At 62.5% G+C, this 23,333-nt stretch carries 22 protein-coding genes; 6 read left to right on the top strand and 16 right to left on the bottom strand.

Annotated features, from left to right (window positions below; all coding sequences use genetic code 11):
* Positions 1–43: 43 nt before the first annotated feature.
* From FXF75_RS02005 to FXF75_RS01985, 5 genes are all read right to left on the bottom strand, one after another.
* Positions 44–1,543, bottom strand: a complete 1,500-nt coding sequence (locus FXF75_RS02005) for an amidohydrolase family protein (RefSeq protein ID WP_163519885.1) — start codon at positions 1,541–1,543, stop codon at positions 44–46.
* Positions 1,544–1,693: 150 nt separating this feature from the next.
* Complete coding sequence (locus FXF75_RS02000; RefSeq protein ID WP_163519884.1) at positions 1,694–2,470, bottom strand: helix-turn-helix domain-containing protein; 777 nt, start codon at positions 2,468–2,470, stop codon at positions 1,694–1,696.
* A 103-nt stretch (positions 2,471–2,573) separates the two neighbouring features.
* A complete protein-coding gene (locus tag FXF75_RS01995; protein WP_163519883.1) occupies positions 2,574–3,197 on the bottom strand; it encodes a TetR/AcrR family transcriptional regulator in 624 nt (207 codons plus the stop codon).
* A 155-nt stretch (positions 3,198–3,352) separates the two neighbouring features.
* The gene (locus FXF75_RS01990; protein ID WP_163519882.1) at positions 3,353–3,913 is read right to left on the bottom strand and encodes an NAD(P)/FAD-dependent oxidoreductase; all 561 of its coding nucleotides are present in this window, start codon (positions 3,911–3,913) and stop codon (positions 3,353–3,355) included.
* 133 nt (positions 3,914–4,046) lie between these two features.
* A complete protein-coding gene (locus FXF75_RS01985; RefSeq protein WP_163519881.1) occupies positions 4,047–4,799 on the bottom strand; it encodes a pirin family protein in 753 nt (250 codons plus the stop codon).
* Between the two features lie 306 nt (positions 4,800–5,105).
* Between FXF75_RS01985 and FXF75_RS01980 the strand changes: the two genes are divergently transcribed.
* Entirely contained in the window at positions 5,106–6,596 is a 1,491-nt protein-coding gene (locus FXF75_RS01980) for an aldehyde dehydrogenase family protein (protein WP_163519880.1), read from the top strand.
* Positions 6,597–6,727: 131 nt separating this feature from the next.
* On the opposite strand, the gene FXF75_RS01975 is transcribed toward FXF75_RS01980, so the two are convergent.
* Together FXF75_RS01975 and FXF75_RS01970 are read right to left on the bottom strand one after the other, a co-directional pair.
* On the bottom strand, positions 6,728–7,435 hold the full coding sequence (locus tag FXF75_RS01975) for a hypothetical protein (protein ID WP_163519879.1): 708 nt from the start codon (positions 7,433–7,435) through the stop codon (positions 6,728–6,730).
* Between the two features lie 54 nt (positions 7,436–7,489).
* A complete protein-coding gene (locus FXF75_RS01970; protein WP_163519878.1) occupies positions 7,490–7,762 on the bottom strand; it encodes a zinc ribbon domain-containing protein in 273 nt (90 codons plus the stop codon).
* Between the two features lie 116 nt (positions 7,763–7,878).
* Here FXF75_RS01970 and FXF75_RS01965 point away from each other — a divergent pair, with 116 nt between their 5' ends.
* Positions 7,879–9,123: an aryl-sulfate sulfotransferase gene (locus FXF75_RS01965; protein WP_163519877.1), complete on the top strand. Its 1,245-nt coding sequence runs from the start codon at positions 7,879–7,881 to the stop codon at positions 9,121–9,123.
* A gap of 104 nt (positions 9,124–9,227) precedes the next feature.
* On the opposite strand, the gene FXF75_RS01960 is transcribed toward FXF75_RS01965, so the two are convergent.
* The 3 genes from FXF75_RS01960 to FXF75_RS01950 all read right to left on the bottom strand — a co-directional run bounded on the left by FXF75_RS01960 (position 9,228) and on the right by FXF75_RS01950 (position 11,911).
* A complete protein-coding gene (locus FXF75_RS01960) occupies positions 9,228–10,343 on the bottom strand; it encodes a PQQ-dependent sugar dehydrogenase (RefSeq protein ID WP_163519876.1) in 1,116 nt (371 codons plus the stop codon).
* Between the two features lie 187 nt (positions 10,344–10,530).
* On the bottom strand, positions 10,531–10,782 hold the full coding sequence (locus FXF75_RS01955) for a hypothetical protein (protein WP_163519875.1): 252 nt from the start codon (positions 10,780–10,782) through the stop codon (positions 10,531–10,533).
* 319 nt (positions 10,783–11,101) lie between these two features.
* Positions 11,102–11,911 carry a molybdopterin synthase gene (locus tag FXF75_RS01950; protein WP_163519874.1) on the bottom strand — a complete coding sequence of 270 codons (810 nt, stop codon included), beginning with the start codon at positions 11,909–11,911 and terminating at the stop codon, positions 11,102–11,104.
* Between the two features lie 206 nt (positions 11,912–12,117).
* Between FXF75_RS01950 and pyrH the strand changes: the two genes are divergently transcribed.
* The 4 genes from pyrH (at position 12,118) to FXF75_RS01930 (ending at position 17,064) form a co-directional block, all read left to right on the top strand.
* A complete protein-coding gene (gene pyrH / locus FXF75_RS01945) occupies positions 12,118–12,843 on the top strand; it encodes a UMP kinase (protein WP_163519873.1) in 726 nt (241 codons plus the stop codon).
* Complete coding sequence (gene lysS / locus FXF75_RS01940) at positions 12,840–14,672, top strand: lysine--tRNA ligase (protein ID WP_163519872.1); 1,833 nt, start codon at positions 12,840–12,842, stop codon at positions 14,670–14,672. Before pyrH ends, lysS begins: the two co-directional genes overlap by 4 nt.
* Before the next feature lie 106 nt (positions 14,673–14,778).
* Positions 14,779–15,204, top strand: coding sequence for a hypothetical protein (locus FXF75_RS01935; protein ID WP_163519871.1), 426 nt, complete (start codon positions 14,779–14,781; stop codon positions 15,202–15,204).
* Between the two features lie 54 nt (positions 15,205–15,258).
* A complete protein-coding gene (locus FXF75_RS01930) occupies positions 15,259–17,064 on the top strand; it encodes a site-2 protease family protein (protein ID WP_163519870.1) in 1,806 nt (601 codons plus the stop codon).
* A gap of 213 nt (positions 17,065–17,277) precedes the next feature.
* Here the strand turns inward: FXF75_RS01930 and FXF75_RS01925 are convergent, their stop codons facing one another.
* The 6 genes from FXF75_RS01925 to FXF75_RS01900 all read right to left on the bottom strand — a co-directional run bounded on the left by FXF75_RS01925 (position 17,278) and on the right by FXF75_RS01900 (position 22,937).
* Positions 17,278–17,799 carry a PadR family transcriptional regulator gene (locus tag FXF75_RS01925; RefSeq protein ID WP_163519869.1) on the bottom strand — a complete coding sequence of 174 codons (522 nt, stop codon included), beginning with the start codon at positions 17,797–17,799 and terminating at the stop codon, positions 17,278–17,280.
* A gap of 63 nt (positions 17,800–17,862) precedes the next feature.
* Positions 17,863–18,927 (bottom strand): YcaO-like family protein, encoded by a 1,065-nt coding sequence (locus tag FXF75_RS01920; RefSeq protein ID WP_163519868.1) that lies wholly within the window; start codon positions 18,925–18,927, stop codon positions 17,863–17,865.
* Positions 18,928–19,123: 196 nt separating this feature from the next.
* The gene (locus tag FXF75_RS01915; protein ID WP_163519867.1) at positions 19,124–20,182 is read right to left on the bottom strand and encodes a TOMM precursor leader peptide-binding protein; all 1,059 of its coding nucleotides are present in this window, start codon (positions 20,180–20,182) and stop codon (positions 19,124–19,126) included.
* Positions 20,175–21,182 (bottom strand): SagB/ThcOx family dehydrogenase, encoded by a 1,008-nt coding sequence (locus tag FXF75_RS01910; RefSeq protein WP_163519866.1) that lies wholly within the window; start codon positions 21,180–21,182, stop codon positions 20,175–20,177. The genes FXF75_RS01915 and FXF75_RS01910 overlap by 8 nt, the downstream gene beginning before the upstream one ends.
* Positions 21,148–21,924 (bottom strand): ABC transporter permease, encoded by a 777-nt coding sequence (locus FXF75_RS01905; protein ID WP_163519865.1) that lies wholly within the window; start codon positions 21,922–21,924, stop codon positions 21,148–21,150. Before FXF75_RS01905 ends, FXF75_RS01910 begins: the two co-directional genes overlap by 35 nt.
* Positions 21,921–22,937, bottom strand: a complete 1,017-nt coding sequence (locus tag FXF75_RS01900; RefSeq protein WP_163519864.1) for an ABC transporter ATP-binding protein — start codon at positions 22,935–22,937, stop codon at positions 21,921–21,923. The genes FXF75_RS01905 and FXF75_RS01900 overlap by 4 nt, the downstream gene beginning before the upstream one ends.
* Positions 22,938–23,333 lie beyond the last annotated feature (396 nt).

Genomic DNA, 23,333 nt, shown 5'->3' with positions numbered 1-23,333 from the left:
TGCGAGCAGACGAACTACTCGCCTCTCCGTCCGTCTAGAGGACTTACAGCAGGTCGGCCTCTCGGAGAATCCGACGACCTGACCGCACCAGTCGGTCCTGATGTTTCCGCGCAGTCTCGTTGTACAACAGTCCGTTCCGCTTGACGATGGTGCCGTCGACGAGCACCGTATCGACGTTCGCGAGACCCGCTTGGAAGACGACAGTTTCGACGGGGTCGTGGACCGGTGACGTGCTGATGTCGTCGGTCTCGATGAGCGTGATGTCCGCGCGCTTGCCCGGCGTCAGCGACCCGATATCGTCGGCTAGTCCGAGCGCACGAGCGCCGTCGATGGTCGCGAGTTCGAGCGCGCGTCGCGCGGTCAGCGAGACGGTCTCTATCTGCTCGTTCCGCTCGACGGTCGGTTGGTTGTCGAGCGCTCGCTGGACTTGCAGCGCCATCCGAGTCTGAGTGAACATGTCGCCGCTGACGTTCGAGACGATGTCTACGCCGACGGACGGAATCGCCCCCGCGTCCAGCGTCTTCCGGAGTGCCGGCATCCCCATCCCCATCTGCATCTCGACCTCGGGAGTAGTCGATACCGAGCCGCCGGAGTCACCGATGAGTTCGAACTCCTCCTCGGTGAGTCGGTTCGCGTGGATGTAGTTGAGGTCGTCGCCGAGAAGTCCGAGTTCGTCGAGAGTCGATACCCCTCCGGGACCGAGAGAACCGATGTGCATCGACGCGGGAATCCCGAGTTCGCGCGCGAGTTCGATGTCGTGGGTAACCACGTCGTCGGTCGAGTAGTCCGGACCGCGGATACCCATCGCGAGCGTGAGGAGTCCGTCGTTCGCGGGGAACCGCTCGCGGTTCAGTCGTCGAACGTCGGCCGGGTGGGGTTCCGTACTGTCGTCCCACCACTTCGCACTGTTGTCACCAGGCGGCCCGTGCGTGAACACCGCACGGATACCGGCGTCCTCCAGACCGTCTATCGCTCGGTTAGTGTGGCCCGGAGAGTTCGCTATGTGGAACCAGTCCAGAACCGTCGTGGCACCCGCATTTAGCTGTTCGACCGCACCGAAGAGGTTGCCGAGGTAGGCGTCTCGGGGCCGGTACTGGCCACTAATTTCGCCGAGCATCTTCTCCAGATACTCGAGGAACGACCAGTTCCCCGCGATACCGCGAACCCCCGCTTCCCACGTGTGGAGGTGTGCGTTCACGAAACCGGGGAGGACGATGGAATCGCTAGCGTCGATGACCTCGGCGGTCGGCGCTTCGACGTGTCGGGCTATCGTTTGTATCTGTCCGTCCTCGACGAACAGGTCGGCGTTCCGGCGAACGCCGACGTCCGGGTCCACGGGAACGATGGTCCCGTTCTTTATCAGGACGCGGTCGGGCGACTGACCGGGTCGCTCGGTAGTGTCGTTCCGCGACGACGACTCCGCCCGCGTCTCGGCAGCACTACCGAGCGACGCGAACGACAGCGACGACAGCGTTAGACCGCCGGCCTTGAGGTAGTTCCGTCTCGATACGTCGGGTCCGTTCCCGTCTTGCTGGTCCGTCATGGAATCTCTGCAGTTCGTGGTCCGTCCCAAGATAGGATAGACCCTCGTTCGGAACATACCAAAGCCGTCCCGTCCCGCGATTCGATACCCGCTAACCGCGGACGCTACCACGGGGAACGGACCGTGTTCTACGGCGGAAAACGAGTCGTCTCAGTCGTCACTCGTCGCGCCGGGTGACTGGTTCAACGCGACGCCATCGGAGACGTCGCCAGTCTCGTTCGAGAGGAAAGTCTTCGCGAGCCACGACTCGGCGCGAGTGATGCGGTACTGTAACGTCGAGGTCGGAACGTCCTCCGCGTCGGCAATCTCCTGTAGCGACATCTCTCGCGGCGTCTCGTAGTAGCCGTACTCGACGGCCAGTTCGAGCGCCTCCCGCTGCTCGTACGGCAGGTCGTCGCCGGTCCCGCGCCTGTCGTCCCACTCGGGGGACTGGTCGAGGCGCCCGAACCTGAGTTCGAGTCCGTCGCGGAGGTTCTCGCTGAGTTCCTCGTAGATACTGCTCATCGCCGCGTCGTCGTCCGTGAGAATCTGCCACCTGTACTCGTCGCCGTGCTGTTCCGCCCGGCACAGCACTCCGTCGCCGAGGTGGGCCGCGGCGAGATACGGAATCGACCGACAGCCCTCGCTCTCGGACTGTTTGGAGTAGATGAGTCGCCGCGTCGATTCCGTCGTCAGGGTCTCGTACGTCCAATCGACCTGACAGCCCCCCATCCCGCGGAGGCTGGAACAGCGTTGGAGATTGGCTAGCTGGTCGTCGTACGCCGACAGGGCCTCTCGCGGACCGGTGACCTCGTCTACTCGCCACATCGTATCGCTAGTTACGTGGCACGAGACCGTTCGCGAGTACAGTTGCGGGAACTCGATGAAGACGTCCATCAAGTGGTCCGCCCCCTCGCTGTAGACGACCGTAAAATCGAACTCGCGCATAGGGATTGTACAAGTCGTACGCCGATGAATGCTCGGTTGGAATATATCGAATCCCCGGTCGGAGGCTACCGCCAAGTTCGGGAAGAATCACGGAACGGCGGGGTTACTCGCCGTTTCGAGGCGGGTACAGCGAGTCGAGGATGAACTCGTCGATGGCTTTCCGGGCCTCCGCCGGGGCGTCCTCGTGGTCGAGCGAAATCCGTCGTTCCCGGGCCGCGTGAATCACGTCGGTGACGAGTTGTCCCATTCGTTCGGCGTTCACCTCGCGGAACTCGCCGTCCGCGATTCCCTTTTCGATGACCTCGACGATGCTGCCCTGAATACGGGCGTAGTGGTCGTTGAAGAGTTCCCGATGTTGCTCGTCGTTCTGGGCGTGCGCGTAGAGTTCGTGGTATACTTTCATTCGGTCCCAGTGTGAGAACTCGTCGAACTCGGGACCGAAGAGACACTGGTCGATTCGCGCGTCGAGTTCCGAGCGCGGACTCGTCTCTCCCTCTACCTCGACACTCCCCTCGTACTGGTCGATGATGTACTCGAGGAACGAGGAGAGCAGGTCGTACTTCCCGTCGAAGTGATAGTGGATTACCTGACGGGACATCTCCATCTCGTCGCCGATGTCACGCACTCGCAAGTCCTTGTACCCGTGCTCGCTCAGGGCGCGAAAGGTCGCCTCCATGATTACCTCGCGGGTGTCTTTGGAGTCGACCTCCACCTCCGATTCGCTCATGTTGTGGGTCTTTCGGGGCGGGGACTCATAGCGGTTTCTCCGCACGAATTTACGGATGTCGTATTCGGTGCGGTTCGAGGAGTCTCTGCACGAGTATCGCGCGAAAAGGTCATTCGAACGAGGACGTTACCGAACGCGAGGATAGTTCGGGACCGCTACAGTTCCGGGACGTCGGACGGCATATCGAAGTCGTGGTAGTACTCGCCCTTCTCCTTCGAGAGGATGTCGAGGACGGCGGCCGCGCCGTCACCGGCCGCGATGACCGCCTGCCACTTCTCGGCCCGTCCCATGGCACCGGTCGCGTACACGTCTTCGACTGACGTCTCCATGTCCACGTTCACATCGACGACGTCCTCGTCGGTGAACTCGCAACCGAGTCCGTCGGCGAGACTCCGGTCGCCACCTGTCGCGAGGACGACGTACGTTGCGGTGTACTCGTCGGCCGCTGTGGTGACGACGAATCCGTCGTCGGTCTGCTCGACGGCGGTCACTTCGGCTTCCTGAAGCGTCGCGCCGCGGTCACGGACCTGACCCCGGGTGACTTCGAGGAACTCGTCGCCGCTGATGCTTCGGACCGCGGGATAGTTGAAGAGGTGGGCCTTGTGCATCCACGACTCGTCGGTGTCGAAGACGACCGTTTCGAGGTCGTTCTTCGCGGCGTACAGTGCAGCGCTCAGTCCGGCGGGACCGCCACCGATGACAGCTACGTCTACCATAGCGGATACGACCGACCCCTGATAGAAGTATCTTACCATCTGGTAAAATACGGTGGCAACCGACGATTCATCCACCGAGTAGCCGTCCCCCGAGCTTTCGACACGCTCGACAGAAGCGACAGCGCGGAGGGAACTACAGCACGAACGGACCGCGTTGACGAATCGGTTCGTCGTGGGGCCGACCGGAAATCGCGACGACGCGCAGGGAGTCCTCGCTCCGAAGTTCGACGTCCCGCGCGTCGGTCATCGGGAGGACATCTCCGGTAGTGAACGCGTCCCCGTCTACCGTCCCGTCACCGGAAACACCGTAGAGGAACCCCGTCCACTCGTCCGGAATCGACCAAGACCAACTGTCGGACACGGAGACGTCCAGATACTCCATCGGCGTGTGGAGTTCTATCGGAGAGCCGTTACCGACGACTGTCGTGACCGTCGCGCCGTCCTGCCCCTCCGTCGGAAGGTCGGCGGCGTCCGCGTCCACGTAGTCCGGGTCGGCGTCCTTCGCTTCGCGCGGAAGATTCACCCAGAGCTGTAATCCGTTACAGCCGCTTCCGCGAGCAGGGAACTCCGAGTGTCGGATACCGCTTCCGGTCGTGATGCGCATCACGTCGCCCTCGTCGGCGGTGTTAGAGACGCCGAGCGAGTCCTCGTGTTCCATGCCGCCGTCGAGCATGTACGAGACTATCTCGAAGCCTCGGTGGGGGTGCATCGGGAACCCCTCGTCGGAGTCGATGTAGAATCGTTCGAAGAGGACGAACGGGTCGAGGTTGTACGGGTAGTCGTCCGTCGGAAACGCACGATTCGAATGCACGCCCGTCCCATGTCGCACCTCCCCGCCGGGGAGAGGACCGGAAGGGTTCGCTCCTCCTCGGTCAGACTGATTCATACCGCCGTTTCGTTTACCATACGGTAAAACCCGTCGAAACAGCTGCTTCTCCTTCGACGGATGGAGTACAGACCCGAAGAACGGAACCCGCTACGGACGGGAATCACCGTCGTCCACGTTCGAAGTTCGGTCGCGGAGGACTCCATCGACGTTCCCTCTCGACGTACGAGCGTCTCGATACCCGTGTCGGCGGTCATCAGTTGTGCGGTTAAATTTCCGAGAGTCGAATGTTCACAAGTTGTGAATAGGAAACCCTCTCCTAATTCGCGCCCCTTTTACTGTTTTCTACCATTTGGTAAAACGCAAATGACGAGCAATCTCTCGATAGACGCCGATTGGAACGCGCTCTACATCGACGGGGAGTGGACGCCGAGCGGAAACGGCGAGACCCTGACCGTCGAAGACCCCTCGACTCGCGAGGCGATTACGGAGGTTCCCGCCGCGACCGAGGCGGACGTCGATGCCGCGTACGAGGCCGCTGCGGCCGCGCAGACCGAGTGGAGTGAGCAGCCACCGGCGCGGCGACAGGCAGTCATCCAACAGTTTCTGCAAGCAGTTCAGGACCACAGCGAGGAGGTAATCGACCTATTAGCTCACGAAGTCGGCGGGTCGCACATCATGGGTGAAACCTCCATCCAAATTGCCTCCGACCACGCCAACGAGGCGGCGACGCTACCGCGCCGGATGAAAGGAGAACACGTAGACTCCAACATCCCCGGGAAGGAGAACCTCGTCCAACGCGAAGCGAAGGGCGTCGTCACGGTCATCTCGCCGTGGAACTTCCCGCTGAACCTCTCGATGCGCGCCGTCGCCCCGGCCATCGCCGCGGGGAACAGCGTCGTCCTGAAGCCCTCGGCCAACTCTCCGATTACGGGCGGCCTGCTCTTCGCGAAACTCTTCGAGGAGACGGACCTGCCCGACGGAGTGCTGAACGTCGTCACCGGGCGAGGCTCCGACATCGGTGACCGCGTCGCGAGTCACCCCGAGAGCGACGTCGTCTCGTTCACCGGTTCGACAGAGGTCGGGCAACACGTCGCCGGACTCGCCGGTGAGAACCTCGCCGTCCCCGCGATGGAACTCGGCGGGAACAACGCGTTCGTCGTCACCGCCGACGCCGACCTCGACCGGGCTATCGACGGCGCGACGTTCGGGTCGTTCGTCCATCAGGGACAGGTCTGCATCTCCATCAACCGCCATATCGTCCACGAGGACGTCTACGACGAGTACGTCGCCCGTCTGGTCGAGCGTGCGGAGGCACTCCCGGCCGGGAGTGCCCACGACGAGGACACGGTGGTCGGCCCGATTATCGACGAGTCCCAGCGCGACGAGATGCTCGGATACGTGGCTGACACCGTCGATGCGGGTGCCACCCTCGAAACGGGCGGTGAAACCGTCGATATCGACGAGACCGACGACTCGCTGGTCGTCGCGCCGACGGTCCTCTCGGACGTGACCAACGACATGGCGGCCGCGTGTAACGAACACTTCGGCCCGATTGCGCCCGTCATCCCGTTCTCGGACGTCGACGAGGCTGTCGAAATCGCCAACGACACCCCGTACGGTCTCTCCGGGGCGGTCCACTCCGGTGACCTAGAGGTCGCCAAGGACATCGCCGACCGCATGGAGACCGGAAACGTCCACATCAACGACCAACCTATCAACGACGAGGCGCACGTTCCCTTCAGCGGTATCGGTGATTCCGGGATGGGCACCTACAACAGCGACGCCTTCCTGCACGAGATAACCGAGACGAAGTGGGTCTCGATTCAGCACGACGCGCGCGACTACCCGTTCTAAGCGCGACTCCCCACTCTCCCGTCGTTCCATTCTCTTCTGTCGTCTTCTCTAACGTCGTCTCGTTCTCTATCCTGTCCTGGCAGTGGCACCGTCGATTCCGCGCCATCCCGGTGAGAATGCCGGCCGAGAGTTCATTCGAAACCGTTCTCGACCAGTTCCAGCAGTTCGGCGGTCGCGTCCGCGTCGAACTTCATCGGGCGTCGCCACCACGGTCCCTTCCCCGAGTCGCTCGACAGGTCCGTCACCACTCGATTGGCTTCCGACCCCTGCTCGGCGGAACTGAGCGGAACCGCGGTCTCGTACAGCCCCGACTCCCGGTCGTCGCCCGCCAGCAGGACCGCGGCGTCGAACTCCTCGCGCTTGACGTGGGCGTTGTTCCGGAAGGTCTCGCGCTCGTCCCGGGGGAGGTCGGCGTACGCGTCGCCGGGAACCGGGTCGCGCGCGAGGCGGAACTGGCCGACGAGGTACGCGCCCCAGTCCGGCGATATCCACTCTCGCTCCGGGTCGCCGCGAGCGGTCAGCGTAGCGTAGAAGAGGGCGTAGTCACCTTCGCGCAGGTCCAGCAGGGGCCGGGCCTTCACGCCGTGAGGGTCGCCGTAGGTGTAGCGCTCGCACTCGGGGTACTCGGCGAACTCCGGGTCGAGGTGGACCGGCGCGTCCGCGCTCGCGGCGGGCAGGTCGGTATCGAGCGAGAGGTCGGCGTAGGTCGGCACGGACTCGCCGGTCGGGGCCTCCTCGGGGATGGGGACGAACTCGAACCGACCGTCCGGGTAGATTGGTCCGCGGACGCCGGGCGCGTTCGTGTTGGCTCCGACGTTGATCGCGACGGCGCGTGGCATACGACACGCTCCGTGTCGCGACGGGAAAAGCCCACCTCTCGGACGCGAGGTCACTCACCGCGCCGACATGGGACTGACGCAGTTCCGGCAGTAGGTGTACCCGGTGTCGTTCTCCGTCCCGCACCGCGGACAGACCACGACCGACGGGTCGTCGTTGCGGCGCCGGTCGTCGAGTTCCCGGACCTCTTCGAGAGGGGTCGTCTCCCGGTTCGGCGGCGTCGAGCGGAACAGCGGTGCGTCCTCGTCACTCCGGAGATACCGGTAGATTAGCAACTGGACGAGCGAGAAGAGGAGTACGTAGAGGACAATCCATCCCCAGACGCCCATATCTTGGTATATGATGTCATGGTACTTTGCTCTTCTGACGCACTCGGGTCCGGTGTGCGTCGGGCGGTCTCACCGGATACCGTCAGCCCTTAAACGGGTTGACGACAGGTCAACGTATGAAGCGACGACGGCGGATGCGATATCTCGCGTGGGTCGTGTTCCTGCTGGTGCTGATTCTCGGCGCGCAGGGCCTGACCGCGAAACAGGGCGTCTCGGCCACTTCCACCGCCGAGGGTCCCTACGAGGGCCACACACTCGTCAGCGTTCAGAGCTACGGGTTGGACGGGAAACTGCTCGAGCTGAACGAGAACAACGAGGTCGTCTGGAAGTTCGACCCGCCGAACTCGCGGGTATTCGACGCCGAGCAGTTGGACAACGGTAACTTCCTCGTGGCGGTCACGACGAAGCTTCCGCCCGCGAAGTGTCCCGACGAACAGTTAGAAGTCGCCTCCGAACAGTGCATCGAGGCCCGAGTCGTGGAACTCGACTACGAGACCAAGGAAGTCGTCTGGGAGTACTCGTGGTACGACGAGAAGATAACCCACCACGAGGTCCACGACGTGGACCGCCTCGAAAACGGCAACACCGCCATCGTGGACATGGGCAACGACCGGGCGTTCGTCGTGAACGAGTCGGGCGGGATTACGTGGGAGTGGCAGGCGGAGAACCACCTCTCGGAAGGCACCCGGTTCCACGAGAAGTACGGCGGTCCGGCCGACCCCGGCGGGGAGGCGGACTGGACCCACATGAACGACATCGACAAACTGGCGAACGGCAACTTCCAGCTTTCGGTGCGGAACTTCGACGTGGTCGTCGAAGTGAACCCCGAGACCAAAGCCATCGTGAACGTCGTCGGCGAACCGGGCAACACCGAGATTCTCGACCATCAGCACAACCCCTACGAACTGCGGAACGGGACGGTGTTGGTCGCCGACAGCGGCAACGACCGCGTGGTCGAACTCAACGCGACCACAGACGAAGTCGTCTGGCAGTACGGCGGCCGGAGCCTGCTCCACTGGCCGCGGGACGCCGACCGACTCCCGAACGGCAACACCCTCATCGTGGACACGTTCAACGACCGCGTCGTGGAGGTCAACGAGCGCGGGGAGGTCGTCTGGTCGTACGAGGGCGTCCAGATGCCCTACACCGCCGACCGACTCTCCGTCCCCGAGGAGGACCACGAGACGGTCCCCGGGACCGAACTCCGAAGTCGCCACGTCGGTACGGACTCGGTCAGGAGTACGCTAAAGCAGGCCGAGGCCTACGCCGCGTTCGTGTTCCCCCCCGTGGATGAACCTCCCCGAACTCCTGACGCTCGCCGGGATAGTTCTCGGGACGCTCCTACTCCTCCTAGAGGGTAGCGTCGCGGTCGCTCGGGACGGGTAGCCGGTGTTCGGAACGGGTGACTGACTCTCGGGACCAGTGACCTGCACTCGGGAGTAGAACAGGGGAGACGAGAGAAACGTTAAACGGGCTGAATTCGAAGCACGCGGTCGTCCTGCGGTGCGGGCGTTCCTCTTCCGTCCCGGTTGCTGGTCGTGACGTAGAGGTGGTCCTCCGGGCCGGTGAAGACGGTTCGGAGGCGGCCGTACTTCCCGTCGAGCAGACGCTGTTGTCCGACGACGTTCCCGTTATCGTCGATACGTACTCGGTGGAGATGCGTCCCGGCGAGGGTCCCGAAGAAGAAGTCGCCCCGCCAGTCCTCGACCGGGCCGTGGTAGAAAGTCGCGCTTCCGGGCGCGATGGCGGGCGTGTAGGACTCGATGGGGTCGGTGAACCGTCCGCCGTCGGTCGGACCCATCGCTTCGGGCCATCCGTAGTTGTTCCCGGCGCGGAGGACGTTGATTTCGTCGTCGGACGAGGGACCGTGTTCGGTGCTGAAGAGCGTGCCCTCGCGCCACGCCAGTCCCTGCGGGTTTCGGTGGCCGTAGGTGAACACGGCGTTGCCGAAGGGGTTGTCGGGGTGGGGTTCGCCGTCGGGCGTCAGTCTGAGTACCTTCCCGGCGAGCGACTCGCGGTCCTGTGCGAGACCGCTCTCGCCCGCGTCGCCGGTAGCCACGTAAAGCGCACCGTCGGACGCGCCCGAAGAACCGCCCGGCCCGAAGGCGATGCGGCCGCCATCGTGGATGGACGCCCCCGGAATGCCGTCGAAGACGACCGACTCGCGGACGAAATCGTCGGAGATTCGGTGACGGACGACTCGGTTGGTCAGTCCGTTCTGGCCCTCGTAGGTCTGGTAGGTGTACGCGATATCGGAGTTCCCGGGGTGGATTGCGAGACCGAGCAACCCGCCCTCACCGCGCGCCGCGACCACGTCGGTGAGGTCGGCAATCTGCTCTTTGCGGCCGTTCTCGTGGGCGACCCGCTGGACGCGACCGGGGCGTTCGGTGAGGTAGAGGTCGCCGTCGGGGGCGAACGCCGCACCCCACGGCACCTCCAGTTCCATCGTCACCGTCTCGGTGCGGAACCGAGGTTGTTCGGTCGTGGTGGTCGGTTCGTCCCCGGCGGTTCGCAGACAGCCAGTGGCTCCGACCGCTCCCACCGTCGCCGTCAACGACCGCAGGTAGACGCGCCGCTGCATACGTCGGGCAACGTGACCACGGGAGAAAAAGAGCGTGGTTCTACCGGGAACGACGGTTCACGCGGGCGAACACCGTGTGAACGCGGGGCGTGCCCGTCGGTAGCGGGCGACTCGGAAACAGGGGAAAATGGGCGAGGTGAACCGTCCGAAGGGGACCAGACGGACGGCGCACGCAACGATTCGGTACTTACGCCGGACAGACGCGCCACGTCGTCGCGGACGTGTACGACCACTTCTCGATTTCGAGGTCGGCGGCGGAGTCCTTGAGTTTCACCATCAGCGCACCGATTTCCTTGGCCGAGAGGTCGACCTCGTCCGCGATGAACTTGCTCTTGAAGTACATCTCCCCGTCGTCTGCTTTGCTCCGGAGGAACTGCTTGAGGCGTTGTTCCTTGGACTGCGGTTCGGGAGCGTCGGAGGGCTGCGTTGTTGCGCTCATCGTCATTTCCACGTAAGCGGCAGGGGATGATATAAAGGGGAGACGGTTAGGGTCGTTTTCCGCGGATTTGGATAACGGAGACGACACGAACCGGGAAAATGGGGTAAAAACGACTTTTTACGACGTTTTTTCAGGGCGCTTTATCGTTTAAAACGGTATCTAAGATTTTGTTTCTCCCTTTCCACCCAGGACTCTGAAACCCGTGTAATCGACTGACACAGGTGGGGAAAATGTCGATACGAACTGCGACGGGTGTCGCCGAATCGGTAGTTCACGCTCGTGGAACGCGCTGGAACCGACGGACGAAACGTGAAAAACGTTACTGGCGCTCGTGAACCCAGAACTGTTCGTCGGTCGTAGACTCCTTCTTGAAGATGGGAACCTCGTCTTTGAGCCGGTCGATACCGTCCTCGACGGTACGGAACGCCTCCTCGCGGTGGCCGGCCAGCACCACGACGAACACGATGTCCTCGCCGTACTCGATGACGCCCGTGCGGTGGTGCATCAACACCTCGTAGACGCCGTCGCGCTCCTCCAGTTCGGCGCTGATAGCGTCCATACGGTCCTCGGCGACGCCTTCGTACTTCTCGAACTCGAGGAACTCGGTGGGCGTGTCGTCGTCCTCCTCCTTCGCCCGGACCCGACCGGTGAAGGTCGCGATGGCACCCGAGTAGGGTGCATCCTCCGAGCGCTTGACCTCGGCGACCAGCGATTCGAGCGTTTCGTACGGTTCGGTCCCGGCGAGCGCAGTCCGGACCTCCTCGGGGTCCACGTCGGCCGCACTGGCGGCTTCGAACAGGACCTCTGCCGGGGTGTCGGAGTCCGTGCCGGCGGCGTCGCCGATACGGACCTGCGGTACGTCGGCCTCGGGGAATCCGACGAGCAGCGCGTAGTCGTAGTCGGGCGCGAGGTCGGCGAGCAGGTCCGACAGCGACCGGTCGCGGCCCGTCGCCGACCAACTTCCGGCCGTGAACTCGAATTTCGCCCCAGAGGGTCCGTCGTGCTGTTCGACGTCGGTCTCGGTCCGGTGGACCTCCGCGACGCTGCCGTCCTCGCCGAGGCGACTCGCCAGTCGGTCGGCGACCGCCCGCGCCGCCGCGTCGGGACCGACGAGGCTCAGTACGTGCATGGGGCGATTTTGGACCGGGGTGCGCTTGTAGCCTTCGGTGACCCCGACCCGGCGAGCAGTTTCGAGGGACGTCGCTCGGGGTCCCGTGGAGTCTGGACGCGTCACAGAGAGGACGGCGGTGGCGCGAACGTCGGCGACGAAAATCGGTTCGTTGCCTTCGACAGTTGGCAATCCTTAAGGCCGCGACCGGGCTACTCGGCCACAGAATGAAAGTAGTCGTCTCCATCGGCGGGAGCGTACTCGCGCCCGACCTCGGTTCCGAGCGCGTCCGCGACCACGCCGACGTAATCGAGGACCTCGCCGCCGAAGGCTGCACAGTCGGAACAGTCGTCGGTGGCGGCGGCGTCGCCCGGGAGTACATCGCCAGCGCGCGCGACCTAGGCGCGAACGAGATAGAACTCGACGACATCGGCATCGACGTGACGCGACTCAACGCGCGCCTGCTCATCGCGGCGCTGTCCGAGCAGGCCGCGCCGAGTCCGCCCGAGGACTACGAGTCGGCGGGCGCGGCGATGCACCGCGGCGACATCGCGGTGATGGGCGGCGTGACGCCCGGTCAGACCACCGACGCCGTGAGCGCGGCGCTCGCGGAGTACACCAACGCCGACCTGCTGGTCTACGCGACCAGCGTCCCCGGCGTGTTCAGCGACGACCCCAACGAGGACCCCGACGCCAAGAAGTACGACGAACTCAACGCCGGGGAACTCGTGGACGTCATCGCGGGACTGGAGATGAACGCCGGGAGTTCCGCGCCGGTCGACCTGCTGGCGGCGAAACTCATCGAGCGGTCGGGCGTGCGCACCATCGTCCTCGACGGCACCGAACCCGAGCGCATCGCCGACGCGGTCCGGTACGGCGAACACGACGGTACCGACATCGTGCCGGAGGGCGCGGACGACCAGATGACCTACTGGGCGCGAGACGAGCGATGAGCGACGAACCAGCCAGCGACGACTCCGACGACCCGACCGCTCGGGAGATGCACCCCGACGACGACCCGTACGTGCTTCAGGGTTCCCAGTCGCACCCGTTCTGGGCCGAGTCGGTCGCCGACCAGATTCTGGCGCGCGACCCCGACGACCCCATCGTAATCAAGGGCGGCATCTCGCCGTCGGGCGTCCCGCACCTCGGCAACATGAACGAAATCGTGCGCGGCTACTTCGTCGCCGAGGCCCTGCGGGAACGCGGTCACGAGGTCCGACAGGTGTTCACCGCCGACGACCGCGACCCCCTGCGCAAACTCCCCAGAAAGCTCGCGGACCTCGACGGGAACGTCGTGGAGTTGGGCGACGTGAACGCCGGAGCCTTGGGCCGGAATCTGGGCAAGCCCTACACCGACATCCCCGACCCCTTCGGCTGCTGTGACTCCTACGGCGAGCACTTCTCGAATCTCATCGAGCGGAGCGCCGAACTGCTGGGCATCCCGGTCGAGATGGTCTCGAACACCGAACTCTACGAGTCCGGCGAGTTCGAGGACGTGACCCGCCACGTCCTCGAACACCGCGAGCAGGCCCGCGAGGTCCTGTCGCACTATCAGGACAAGGTGGACGAGGAGTACGTCCCGTTCAACCCCATCTGCGAGGACTGCGGCAAGATTACCGAGACCGTCACCGATATCGACCTCGACTCGGGCACCGTCGAGTACGTCTGCACCGACATGGAGGCGGGCGACCAGACCATCGAGGGGTGCGGTCACGAGGGCACCGCTACCTTCCGCGAGGGCAAACTCCCGTGGCGCTTCGAGTGGCCCGGCCAGTGGCAGGTCCTCGGCGTGGACCACGAACCGTTCGGCAAGGACCACGCCGAGGGGTCGTGGCCCAGCGGGTCGGACGTGGCCCGGAACGTCTTCGGGAACGAACCGCCGGTGCCGATGGCCTACGAGTGGTTCACGCTCAACGGCGAACCCTTCTCGTCGTCGTCCGGCCACGTCATCATGGTGCAGGACACCTTGGAGATGCTCGAACCGGAAGTCCTCCGGTACTTCTTCACCAAGGACCCGAGCAAGGCCCGGGACTTCAACGTCGAACATCTGGACCACCTCGTGGACGAGTTCGACGAGTTCGAGCGCAACTACTACCGCGAGACTGAGACCGAGAGCGAGGAGCGGACCGACGCCGACGAGAAGGCCGAGGAAATCGCGGACGCCGCCTATTCGCCGACGATTCGGCCGACCGTGGCCGCCCGCTTCGACGAGGACGGCGACCCCGTCTCCAACCCCGAGCGCGGGAGCGTCGCCGTGGTCGATTCCATCCGGCGCGCGCAGGCGAACGAACTCGTGGACGGTCCGTTCGCTGACCGCGTCCGACTGCCCTACACCTTCGCGGCCGTCCTCGGGATGACCGACGACCCCGACCTCCGGGAGGAAATCGCCCGTCGAGAGGGTCACGTTCCCGAGGACGCGCCCGAGTGGGTCACGGAGTTCGCCCTCTCGCGCGTCTCGAACGCCCGCGAGTGGGCGCGCCGCACGAGCAACGAGTTCGACTACGAACTCAAGCGAAGCGAGATGCCCGACGTCGACCTCGACTCGGCCACCGAGACCGCGCTGGATGAACTCGCGGAGTTCGTGGCGACCCACGACGACCCCGACGAGATTCAGGGCGAAATCTACGAGACGGCCAAGCGCCACGACATCCCGGTCGGAGAGTTCTTCTCGGTCGGGTACCGCCTGTTCTTCGACGACGAGGAGGGTCCGAAACTGGGGCCGTTCCTCGCGAAACTCGACCGCGAGTTCGTGCTCACCCGCCTCCGGCGCGAGGGGTAACCGCCCCCTACGCCCGTATCAGAGCCAGCATAACAAAGTATCTTCCAGCCGTTATTCGAATCGAGAGTCGGGCGGCGCGGTACCGGCCGACCAGAGGAGACTTACTATGTCAATAATCGAACTAAATCTCGAGAAACCGGCGTTCAAACGCGTCGAATCGGTCGAGGAAACGAAAGCCAAGTCCGGAGAATCGAGCAAACAGGGAACCAAGCACCAGAGCGCATCCAGTCAACAGAAAGGCCAGTCCGGCCAGCAGTCCGGCCAATCGGGCCAGCAGTCTGGTCAATCTAGCCAACAGTCCGGTCAGTCGGGCCAGCAGTCCGGCGGTAGCGGCGGGAAGAGTCGCATCCGCAAGTACGGCCGACGGATGGCCATCCTCGGCGGTACCGCGGCCGGGGCGGCCGCGGCCCGAAAGCTACGCAAGCGCCAGAAGCAGAAGAAGTCTGATTCCCAGCAGAAACTGGAAGAGGACTGGCAGACCGCGGAAACCTCGTCGGGGTCGGGTTCGTCCGGTTCGTCGGGGTCGAAGTAGCAGAGTCGGGGCGTTCCCAAACGCCTTTGATTGGCGCGTCCCTTCTTTCATCCGATGAACATGCTCGTATGGGTCGTTGCTGGGGTCGTACTTTACTGGCTAGTAGTGCTTTTTCTTCGCTCGAAAGGGCTGTTACCTTCGTTTATCGGCGTTCAGGGACCGATACTAACCATTCACACCAACCGGGGAAAAGAACTGGTTGAACGACTAGCGCGTCCGAAGCGGTTCTGGCGCGCGTGGGGTAACTTTGGCCTCGGCATAGCGCTCGTTATAATGCTCGGTAGCTTCTTCCTGTTGGTCTTGCAGGCCGTCTTCATCCTTCAGAACCCGCCGTCGCCTTCTACGGCTACCCAGCCTCGTAACGTTCTCGTCATCCCCGGCGTCAATCCGTTTCTCCCGCTGTCGGTCGCAGGCGAGATTCTCTTGGGTCTCTTCGTCGGTCTCGTAGTTCACGAAGGGGGCCACGCCATCATGTGTCGAGTCGGTGATATCGAGATTCGTTCGATGGGCCTCGCAGCGCTAGCGGTGCTCCCGGTCGGGGCGTTCGTGGAACCCGACGAGGAGAGTCGGCGAAACGCCGACCGGGGAAGTCAAAGCCGGATGTTCGCGGCAGGCGTCACCAACAACTTCGCGGTGACGCTCGCTGCGTTCCTCCTGCTTTTCGGGCCAGTCGTCGGCTCTATCGCCGTCACGCCGGGGGCGGCGGTCGGCGGCGTCATGCCGGGGTCGGCCGCAGTGGACGCGGGACTACAGCCGGGCGACCGAATCGTCGCAGTCGGTAACGAATCAATCGAGAACAACTCTGACCTCGGGGCCACGCTATCACGGACCGACGAGTCGTCGGTGGCGGTGACGCTGGCGAACGGAAGTACCGTTACGGTCGAGCGGTCGCTTCTGGTCACTGATTTCCACCCCGCGTCACCGTTTGCACCGGCGTTGTCGGTCAGCCAAGATAACCAGACGACAATCGTCGAGGTCAATGGTACGTCGGTCCGAACGGAGAAAGCGTTCCGGGAGGCAGTCGCTGACAGGCCAGTAGCGACGTTACAGACCGAATCTGGCACGACGGCTACGGGACCGGTCGGGGTGTTAGCGACTATCGACGAGGAAGCGGAGATAGCGAAGACAGACGTGGCGAACGGGAGTCCCATCGTCATCACTGCTATCGACGGGAAGCGAGTCATCGATGGCTCCGACCTGAAACGAGTACTCAACGAGTACGAATCGGGGGATACCGTCTCCGTCGAGGCGTATGCCGACGGCCAACGCCATTCGGTCAACGTCACCCTCGGCGAGACGGAAACGGGTGAAGTCGCTATCGGCGTCTATCCCATTGCGGGAGTGAGCGGCATCACGTTCAACAGTGTCGGCGTGCAGTTGTATCCGGCGGAGAACTACCTCAAACTACTCGGCGGTAAGTTCTCGGAGGTCTTCATCACCGACTTCACTGGACCCATCTCCTCGTTCTTCTCCGGGGTGTTCGGCGTCCTCGTACTCCCGTTCGCCAGCATCACGCTTCCTCAAGCGTACAACTTCGCGGGGTTCGTCTCGTTCAATAGTGGTTTCTACACTGCGGCAGGCGGGCCACTCTCGTTCCTCGGTGACCGCGGGCTTTTCCTGCTGGCGAACGCGCTGTTTTGGATTGGCTGGGTCAATCTCAACCTCGGCTTCTTCAACTGTATCCCCGCGTTCCCCCTCGACGGCGGACATATCCTCCGAATGGGGACCGAAGCAGTCGTTTCGCGCCTCCCGACGAGCCAAGGCCGTCAGCTCACCACGATGGTCACCACGACCATTGGACTTGTGATGCTAGCGAGTCTGGTCCTGATGGTGTTCGGACCCCAGTTGCTCTCGGGATAGCCGGGACTCCGAAATTTCGCATCGTAGACGTTCGCTGATTGTCGGCACGGTTCAGACCCGTCTCGTTCGTCGAGTACTCGGGAAGTGATGGTTCGTTCTGCACTGTGTGGCTGGAACTGCTCGCCTCTCGTCTCGACACCACAGTCCTGCGGTCCTCTCCCTCCGGTCGCCTATCGAACGCTCGGATGAAACGTTTGGCGGGCCGTTTTCGGGCTACTCGTCGGACTCTAAGTCGTGCCGCTCGGCGAACTCCTCCGGCGTGTCGGGGACGCGCTGGAAGTCTCCGAAGTCGCGTTCGTGGTGGCGGATTATCTGTTCGGTCACCCACGCACTGAACTCCTCGTCGAACTTCCACTCACCCGATTGGTTCTCTATCTCGAAGCGCTCGTCGGTGGCGAACGCGACGAAGACGTGGTAGAACCCCAGAATCACGTCCGCGAAGTCGCGGGCTTTGCCGCCGGTCTCCTCGCGCTTCTCGGCGAGTTCCTCGCGGCCCGCGTCGGTAATCTCGAAGTACTTGCGGTCGGGTTCGTCCGCGCGCTCGATACGCTCGGCCCAGCCTTTCTCCTCGAACTTGTAGAGGATGGGGTAGACCGACCCGTACGATGGTTCCCAGTGGCCGCCGCTGATAGACCGTATCTCCTTGAGTATCTCGTACCCGTACCGCGGTTTTTCGTCCAGAAGTTCCAACACGAGATACGCGATGAGGCCTTTCGGCGGGCCGCTTTTCCGCATTGACAGGAGATTCCAACCGTATTTTTGAAAGGCTTTCGGTCGGGGTAACGAGCGTGTTCGCCGTTAGCCGATAGGATGACAGTCATCGTTGAGGCCGCCGTCGGAGAGGCGTGGATGCCGCCGTGGCGGCACAGCGGGTCTCGACAGCGGTATCAGTTCTGGAACGACGACGCGCGTGACGTACAGTCCCGTGTCTCGAACGTCTTTCGTCGTCACGTCCACGGCTAGCGGTGTGACTTCACCGGCCTCCAGCGCTCGGAGACACGCCCGCAGTTCGTCTCGGTCGGTCTCGAATTCGACAGGTTCGTACTCCGGCGACGCGACTTCGCCGTCCAGCAGTATCGAGAGCGCGTCGGCGTTCTCGGGGCGAGCGTAGTGTCGAACGTTATCGAACCGCGTCTCTGGCGCGCGGTCGGCGGCGTCACTCTCGCCCCCGAACGCGAGGTCCTCTTTTAACACGGTAAGCCCTTGAGAGAGTTCTGACAACGCGTCTTCGACTGCAGTGGCGAAGTCGAGACTCGCGCCTGCCGCGAGCAGTGCTTTGGGTCGCTCGGCGCACTCGTCGAGGAAGAACGCTCCCACCACGTGGAACGGCAACTCCGACTCGAAATCGAGGATGGACACCGAGGTATCGGCGGTCTCGACTGCGTCACGACGCTCGGCGAGGTCCGGCCGTCCATCGAGGCGAACGCGGACCGGTGGCTCTTGGCGGAACCACGATTGCATAATCGCATCCCGCTCGACGGATTCGTAGATTCCGCCGACAACCGCGCCCGCTAACGTGCGCTCGCACGCGAGTCCGTTAGAGGTTGTGTAAAAGTACGGGTCGGGAGAAGCCATGTACACACGTCCCGCCGGTACTGCCACGGGCGACCCGTCTCGGATGTTGCGCCCTTCGACCCACTGGATGTCCGCTTCGCGAGTCAACGGAGACTGGCGCATCTCCCGAAGTTGGTCGGCGTCGTAGATTGCGAGATACTCGAAATCGGGGACGGTCTCCTCGCTCGCCTCTAGGGACCTGTACGACGCTCGACGCGCACGTTCAGGTTGCCAGAACGCACAGTAGCGCTCGACGAACTCTCCTGCGGCACTGGCTATCGCCTCGTCGACCGTCGCTCCTTTCCCCATCGCTCTGAAGTCCGTATCGTACGGGATATCTATCGGGAGTAACGACCGCATCGAACACGCGTCGACGACCGCTACCGTGGACTCAGTGTGCGACCTCGTGTTCTGTATTATCGAGATTTCGTTTATCAGTCCACTGTGACTGCCGAGCAACTGGTCGGCGTGAAACCGCGTGGGGTCCGACCCGGGGCTTGTGATTTTAATCGTCACCACCTCGGTTCACGTCTTCGAGAAGCGTATCGAGCGTGAAGACGCGGTCGACGTCCGCCGAGTCGGTCCCGGAGGCACAGACCGGACAACGAGGCATCCGGAGTACCTCGTTCGTCTCAACTGCCAATTCCGCGAAGTCGTAGCGAACGACTCGGCCAGCGAGGAACGCGACGTCGCGAACCAAGAAATTCAGCACCTCCGTCGTCACGAGTCCGGCGACGACGTGGTCGAACGCCGCGACGCTGGGACCCGGAGAGTCGGCGGTTTTACCGACAGTCTGCTCGAAGGCGTGGTACTCACTACTCGACGGGAGGTTCGCGTCGCGCCGCTCCTCGAAACACTCGTAGCAACTCGTCTCGCCGGGGATTACGGTCGGTCCAACCAGTCCGTCGAATCCGCACGTCTGTCCGGACACGTACGGGGTGTCGAACTCGTGGGCCAGTCGGTTGACCTCTGCGAACAATTCGGGTGCTGGTCGGTCGGTCACCAGTACGGCGACGTCTGCCTCCTCTACGATTCGAGGGAGTTCCGAGCGCGACGCTCGTTCGACGCGGTCCGCCGTCAGTTCCGCCTGCGTACGGTTGCCCGACTCCTCGTCGACGACTTCGATAGTGCCAACTGCAGTGTCCAACAGGTCTCCCACGACGATTCGACCGAGTCCGCCCGTAGCGACGACCGCGACTCGGTCGGCATCGACCGAGGAGAGGTCTCCTTCCGAGACGAATCCCGAATCGATTTCCCGGGGTTCGTCCTCGGGGGCGCTCCGGCTATCGAGTATCTGTTTGCGCTGAAGGCGGTCCAAAACGTGCCGAACCGCAGCCTCGTCGCCCTCGAACTCGTCGAGGATGTCTGCCACGGAGTTGGTCCCGTCGAGCATCCCAACGAGGTCGGCGAGTTTTGCTTCTCGCTGTTCGTCCTCCAGTGTGAACACTGGCCCGCTCCACGGTCCCGCACGGAAGTGAACCTTGTCGGGAGTGACTCTCACGGGGACGATAGCCGGGTCGATAGTCGGGTACATCGAGCGTCTCTGCGGCGGTTCGTCACTCATCTCGCACCCCTCCGGCTTCGTGTCCGAGGAGAACCGTATAGAGCGTAGCTTCGTTCACGCCATCGACGTTGAGCAGGTCGTTCATGTGTTCGTCGTCGAACGCAGAGTAGGGGAACCCGACGAGACCATCGGCTTCCGCAGCCAGAAGCAGATTCTGGGCCAAGTGACCGCTCTCCTGAAGGACGTACCGATAGCCTCGGGGACCGTACTTGAACTTCACGCGCCAGAAGGACCCCGTAAGAAGGACGACTAACGGCACGTCGTCGAACGACCGGGCGTCGTTCGTCTTCCCGGAGCGAAAGCCGCCGAGGACGTCTCGCCGAATCTCCTCGGGGTCGTCGCGGCGGAGTACTCGGAGGGCGTGGCGCCTCGCGTTGTAGTAGTAGAGACCCTCGTCGATGTCGTCCGTTCGTAACGCGGCAACGTATATTTCCGTCGGATAGAGGGCACCGGGTGACGGATACGTCCGCTTTCGCTTCCCCTCGTCGATGGTCGATACCCCTGCGCCATAGCGGAGAACGCGCGCGAGGTCACGACGAGAGACGGGACTGGGCGCGTGCGAGCGGACGCTCCGCCGCCGTTGAAGCACCGTCCCGATATCGGCATCGAGTGACACGTCGTCCGGAAGCGGGAGCAACTCTTGGCCGGGGTAGTCCGGGTCTACTTCCGCAGCCGCGGCGTGAAGCTGGCCTTTCAGTTCGTTGCTATTCTTTCGGGTTCGGCGTTGCCACTGGCGGTCGGTCTTCGTGTTCTCGTGGAAGACGCCGGCGAGGTCGGGTGAGTCGAAGGTTCTCTGCCGGAACGTGGTGACGAACGGTTCATCGCTCAACGACCGTTTTCGGTTGTAAACCTGTCGCCGAAGCTCCGATAACTCCTCGGCTTCTCCCGATATTTTCATCGAATCGATGTTCTGACGAGTCGCATTTATATTTATCCGAATGGGAAATACCAGACCTGTAATGATTCTAGTAGTGTCCCATCGCGCCTCTGTCACGCGCACGTTCTTTGAACCAGTAGAGTGCGAGGTAGCCCGCGCCGAAGTAGAAGACACCCGTAGCGACGAGGAGTGCGAAATCGACGGTCGGAATCTCGAAGAGACCGACGCCACGGGTCATGACGTCTCGAAGGAGTTTGCTCCCGAGCGAGAGCGGGAGGAGTTTGAGCGCGGGATTCGACTCGACGGGTGCCGCGACGAGTCCAATCATGAGATACTGCACAATCTGGAGCGCACTCGAAATGCGCTTGTACAGCAGTGCGAGTCCCCCGAGTGCGAATCCGACTCCGAGGATAGACAGTATCGACAGCAGGAGTATCGGGACGATTGCGACGAAGTCGAGAGAGAGATTCTCGCCCGTGATTGCCAACAGGGAGAGGAGGATGACCATCGATAGAGAGACGCTGACGAGAAGGCTCGCAACTGTCTTGAGAAGTACGACTCGACCGATACCCAGCGGAGACAGCGAAAGTTGTTCGAGCGTCCCCTGACGGGCCTCCCCTATCAGGCTCGAAGACGGCGTTCGATACGAACTGACCGCCGTGCTCCAGAGGAAGTAGCCGACGATAATTCCGCCGAGCGACTCTTGGATTACACTCGGCGCAATCGAACGCCCGCCGAACACGAGAAGGAGGAACATCACGTAAGTCACGACGAGTTGACTCACAGTGTTGAACCAGTACCGTCGAAGCAGGATGACGGACTTCGTCAACGAGGCTCGAAGGTACAGCGCGGCGTGCCTCATCACTGTCCGTTCCCCGTGTTCACCGTCGCAGGTTGCTTGCTACCCGGTGTTGTAGCCGACCGTTCGTTGTCGACGATTTCCACGAACGCTTCCTCCAAGTCGGGCGACTTGTTCTGACTCGAGACGACCGTCACCGAGTCTGCTCGCAGTATCTCCATCAAGTCGTACAGGTCGTCGGGGTCCCGACAAACCGCCTCGAACTCGACGTACTTACCACGCTCTCTCCACTCGTTCACTTGGTAGCGGGATTCGAGAGTCCGCCGCGTCTCCTCGGACGGTCCGTTCTCGACGAGAAATACGTAGGCCTGTGTCCGGAACATGTCGAGCAAGTCTTCGATGCGCTCCTCGGCGAGAATCTGTCCCTCGCTCATGATAATCACGCGGTCACACAGCTCCTGAATCGAGTCCATGTCGTGGCTACTGAGCAGAACTGTCCTGTTTTCCTCGTCAACGAGTCGTCTGAGTTCCGTGCGGAGCGTGGAAGCGGTCGTAACGTCGAGTCCCAGTGTCGGTTCGTCGAGTACCACTACCGGCGTCTGCTGTGCGAGGGCACAGACGAGCGCGGCTTTCTGCTTCATTCCGCGGGAGAGTTTCCGAACCGGTTCGTCGGCTTTCTGTTCTATGTCGAACGCTTCGAGGAGGTCGGTCACGTAGTCGCTGACATCGGCCGGTTTGATACCTTGATGCCGGAGGAAGTACGCGATGTTTTCCATGACGGTGAGCCGCCAGTAGATGTTCCGTGCGCCTTCGAGCATCGACGTCACGTGCTGATACGTCGCGCGTTGGTTGTCTCGGACGTTCTCACCTTCGACTTCTATCTGGCCTGCGGTAGGTTTCACGAGTCCGAGGAGGCATTTTATGGTCGTCGTTTTCCCCGCACCGTTCGGACCGAGCAACCCGACCACCGACCCCGATTCGATGTCGAACGAGACATCGTCGACCGCCGTGATAGAACCGTGTTCCGTTTCGTACTCCTTTCGTAGGTTCTCGACGCGTATCGCGGGAGAACTCCTCATATGAGCCTATCGTACAAAGCACCTGCATTTATTTGTTATTATTCAATACCATACGAATCTGTTATTTATTTCCCCAATACATATCGTGAGTTTATGAATAGTTACTCTTATATGGGAATAGTAAATATAGGAAACTGGAGTAATATATGAAGGTGACAGAATCCGACGAATCCGAAACGACGGAGACTATCGCATTCGAATTCGGGACTCTCTTCAGCGTCCCGCCGCTTCCGAGTCCGGACCCGCCGAACTGCGACGACGTTTCGGACTCCTACAGCGGCAAGTGTCGTGCATAAACTCATAAACACGACGTAATTTCGGAGCGGTTTACATCCGCTCTAGCGTATTTTATGTGATATTCTAAAATAGTTGGTTGTAGTGCTCTATTAGTCACTT

Source organism: Halorussus sp. MSC15.2 (assembly GCF_010747475.1).
Taxonomy (GTDB): Archaea; Halobacteriota; Halobacteria; order Halobacteriales; family Haladaptataceae; genus Halorussus.
This window is presented reverse-complemented; position numbering and strand designations above follow the sequence as displayed.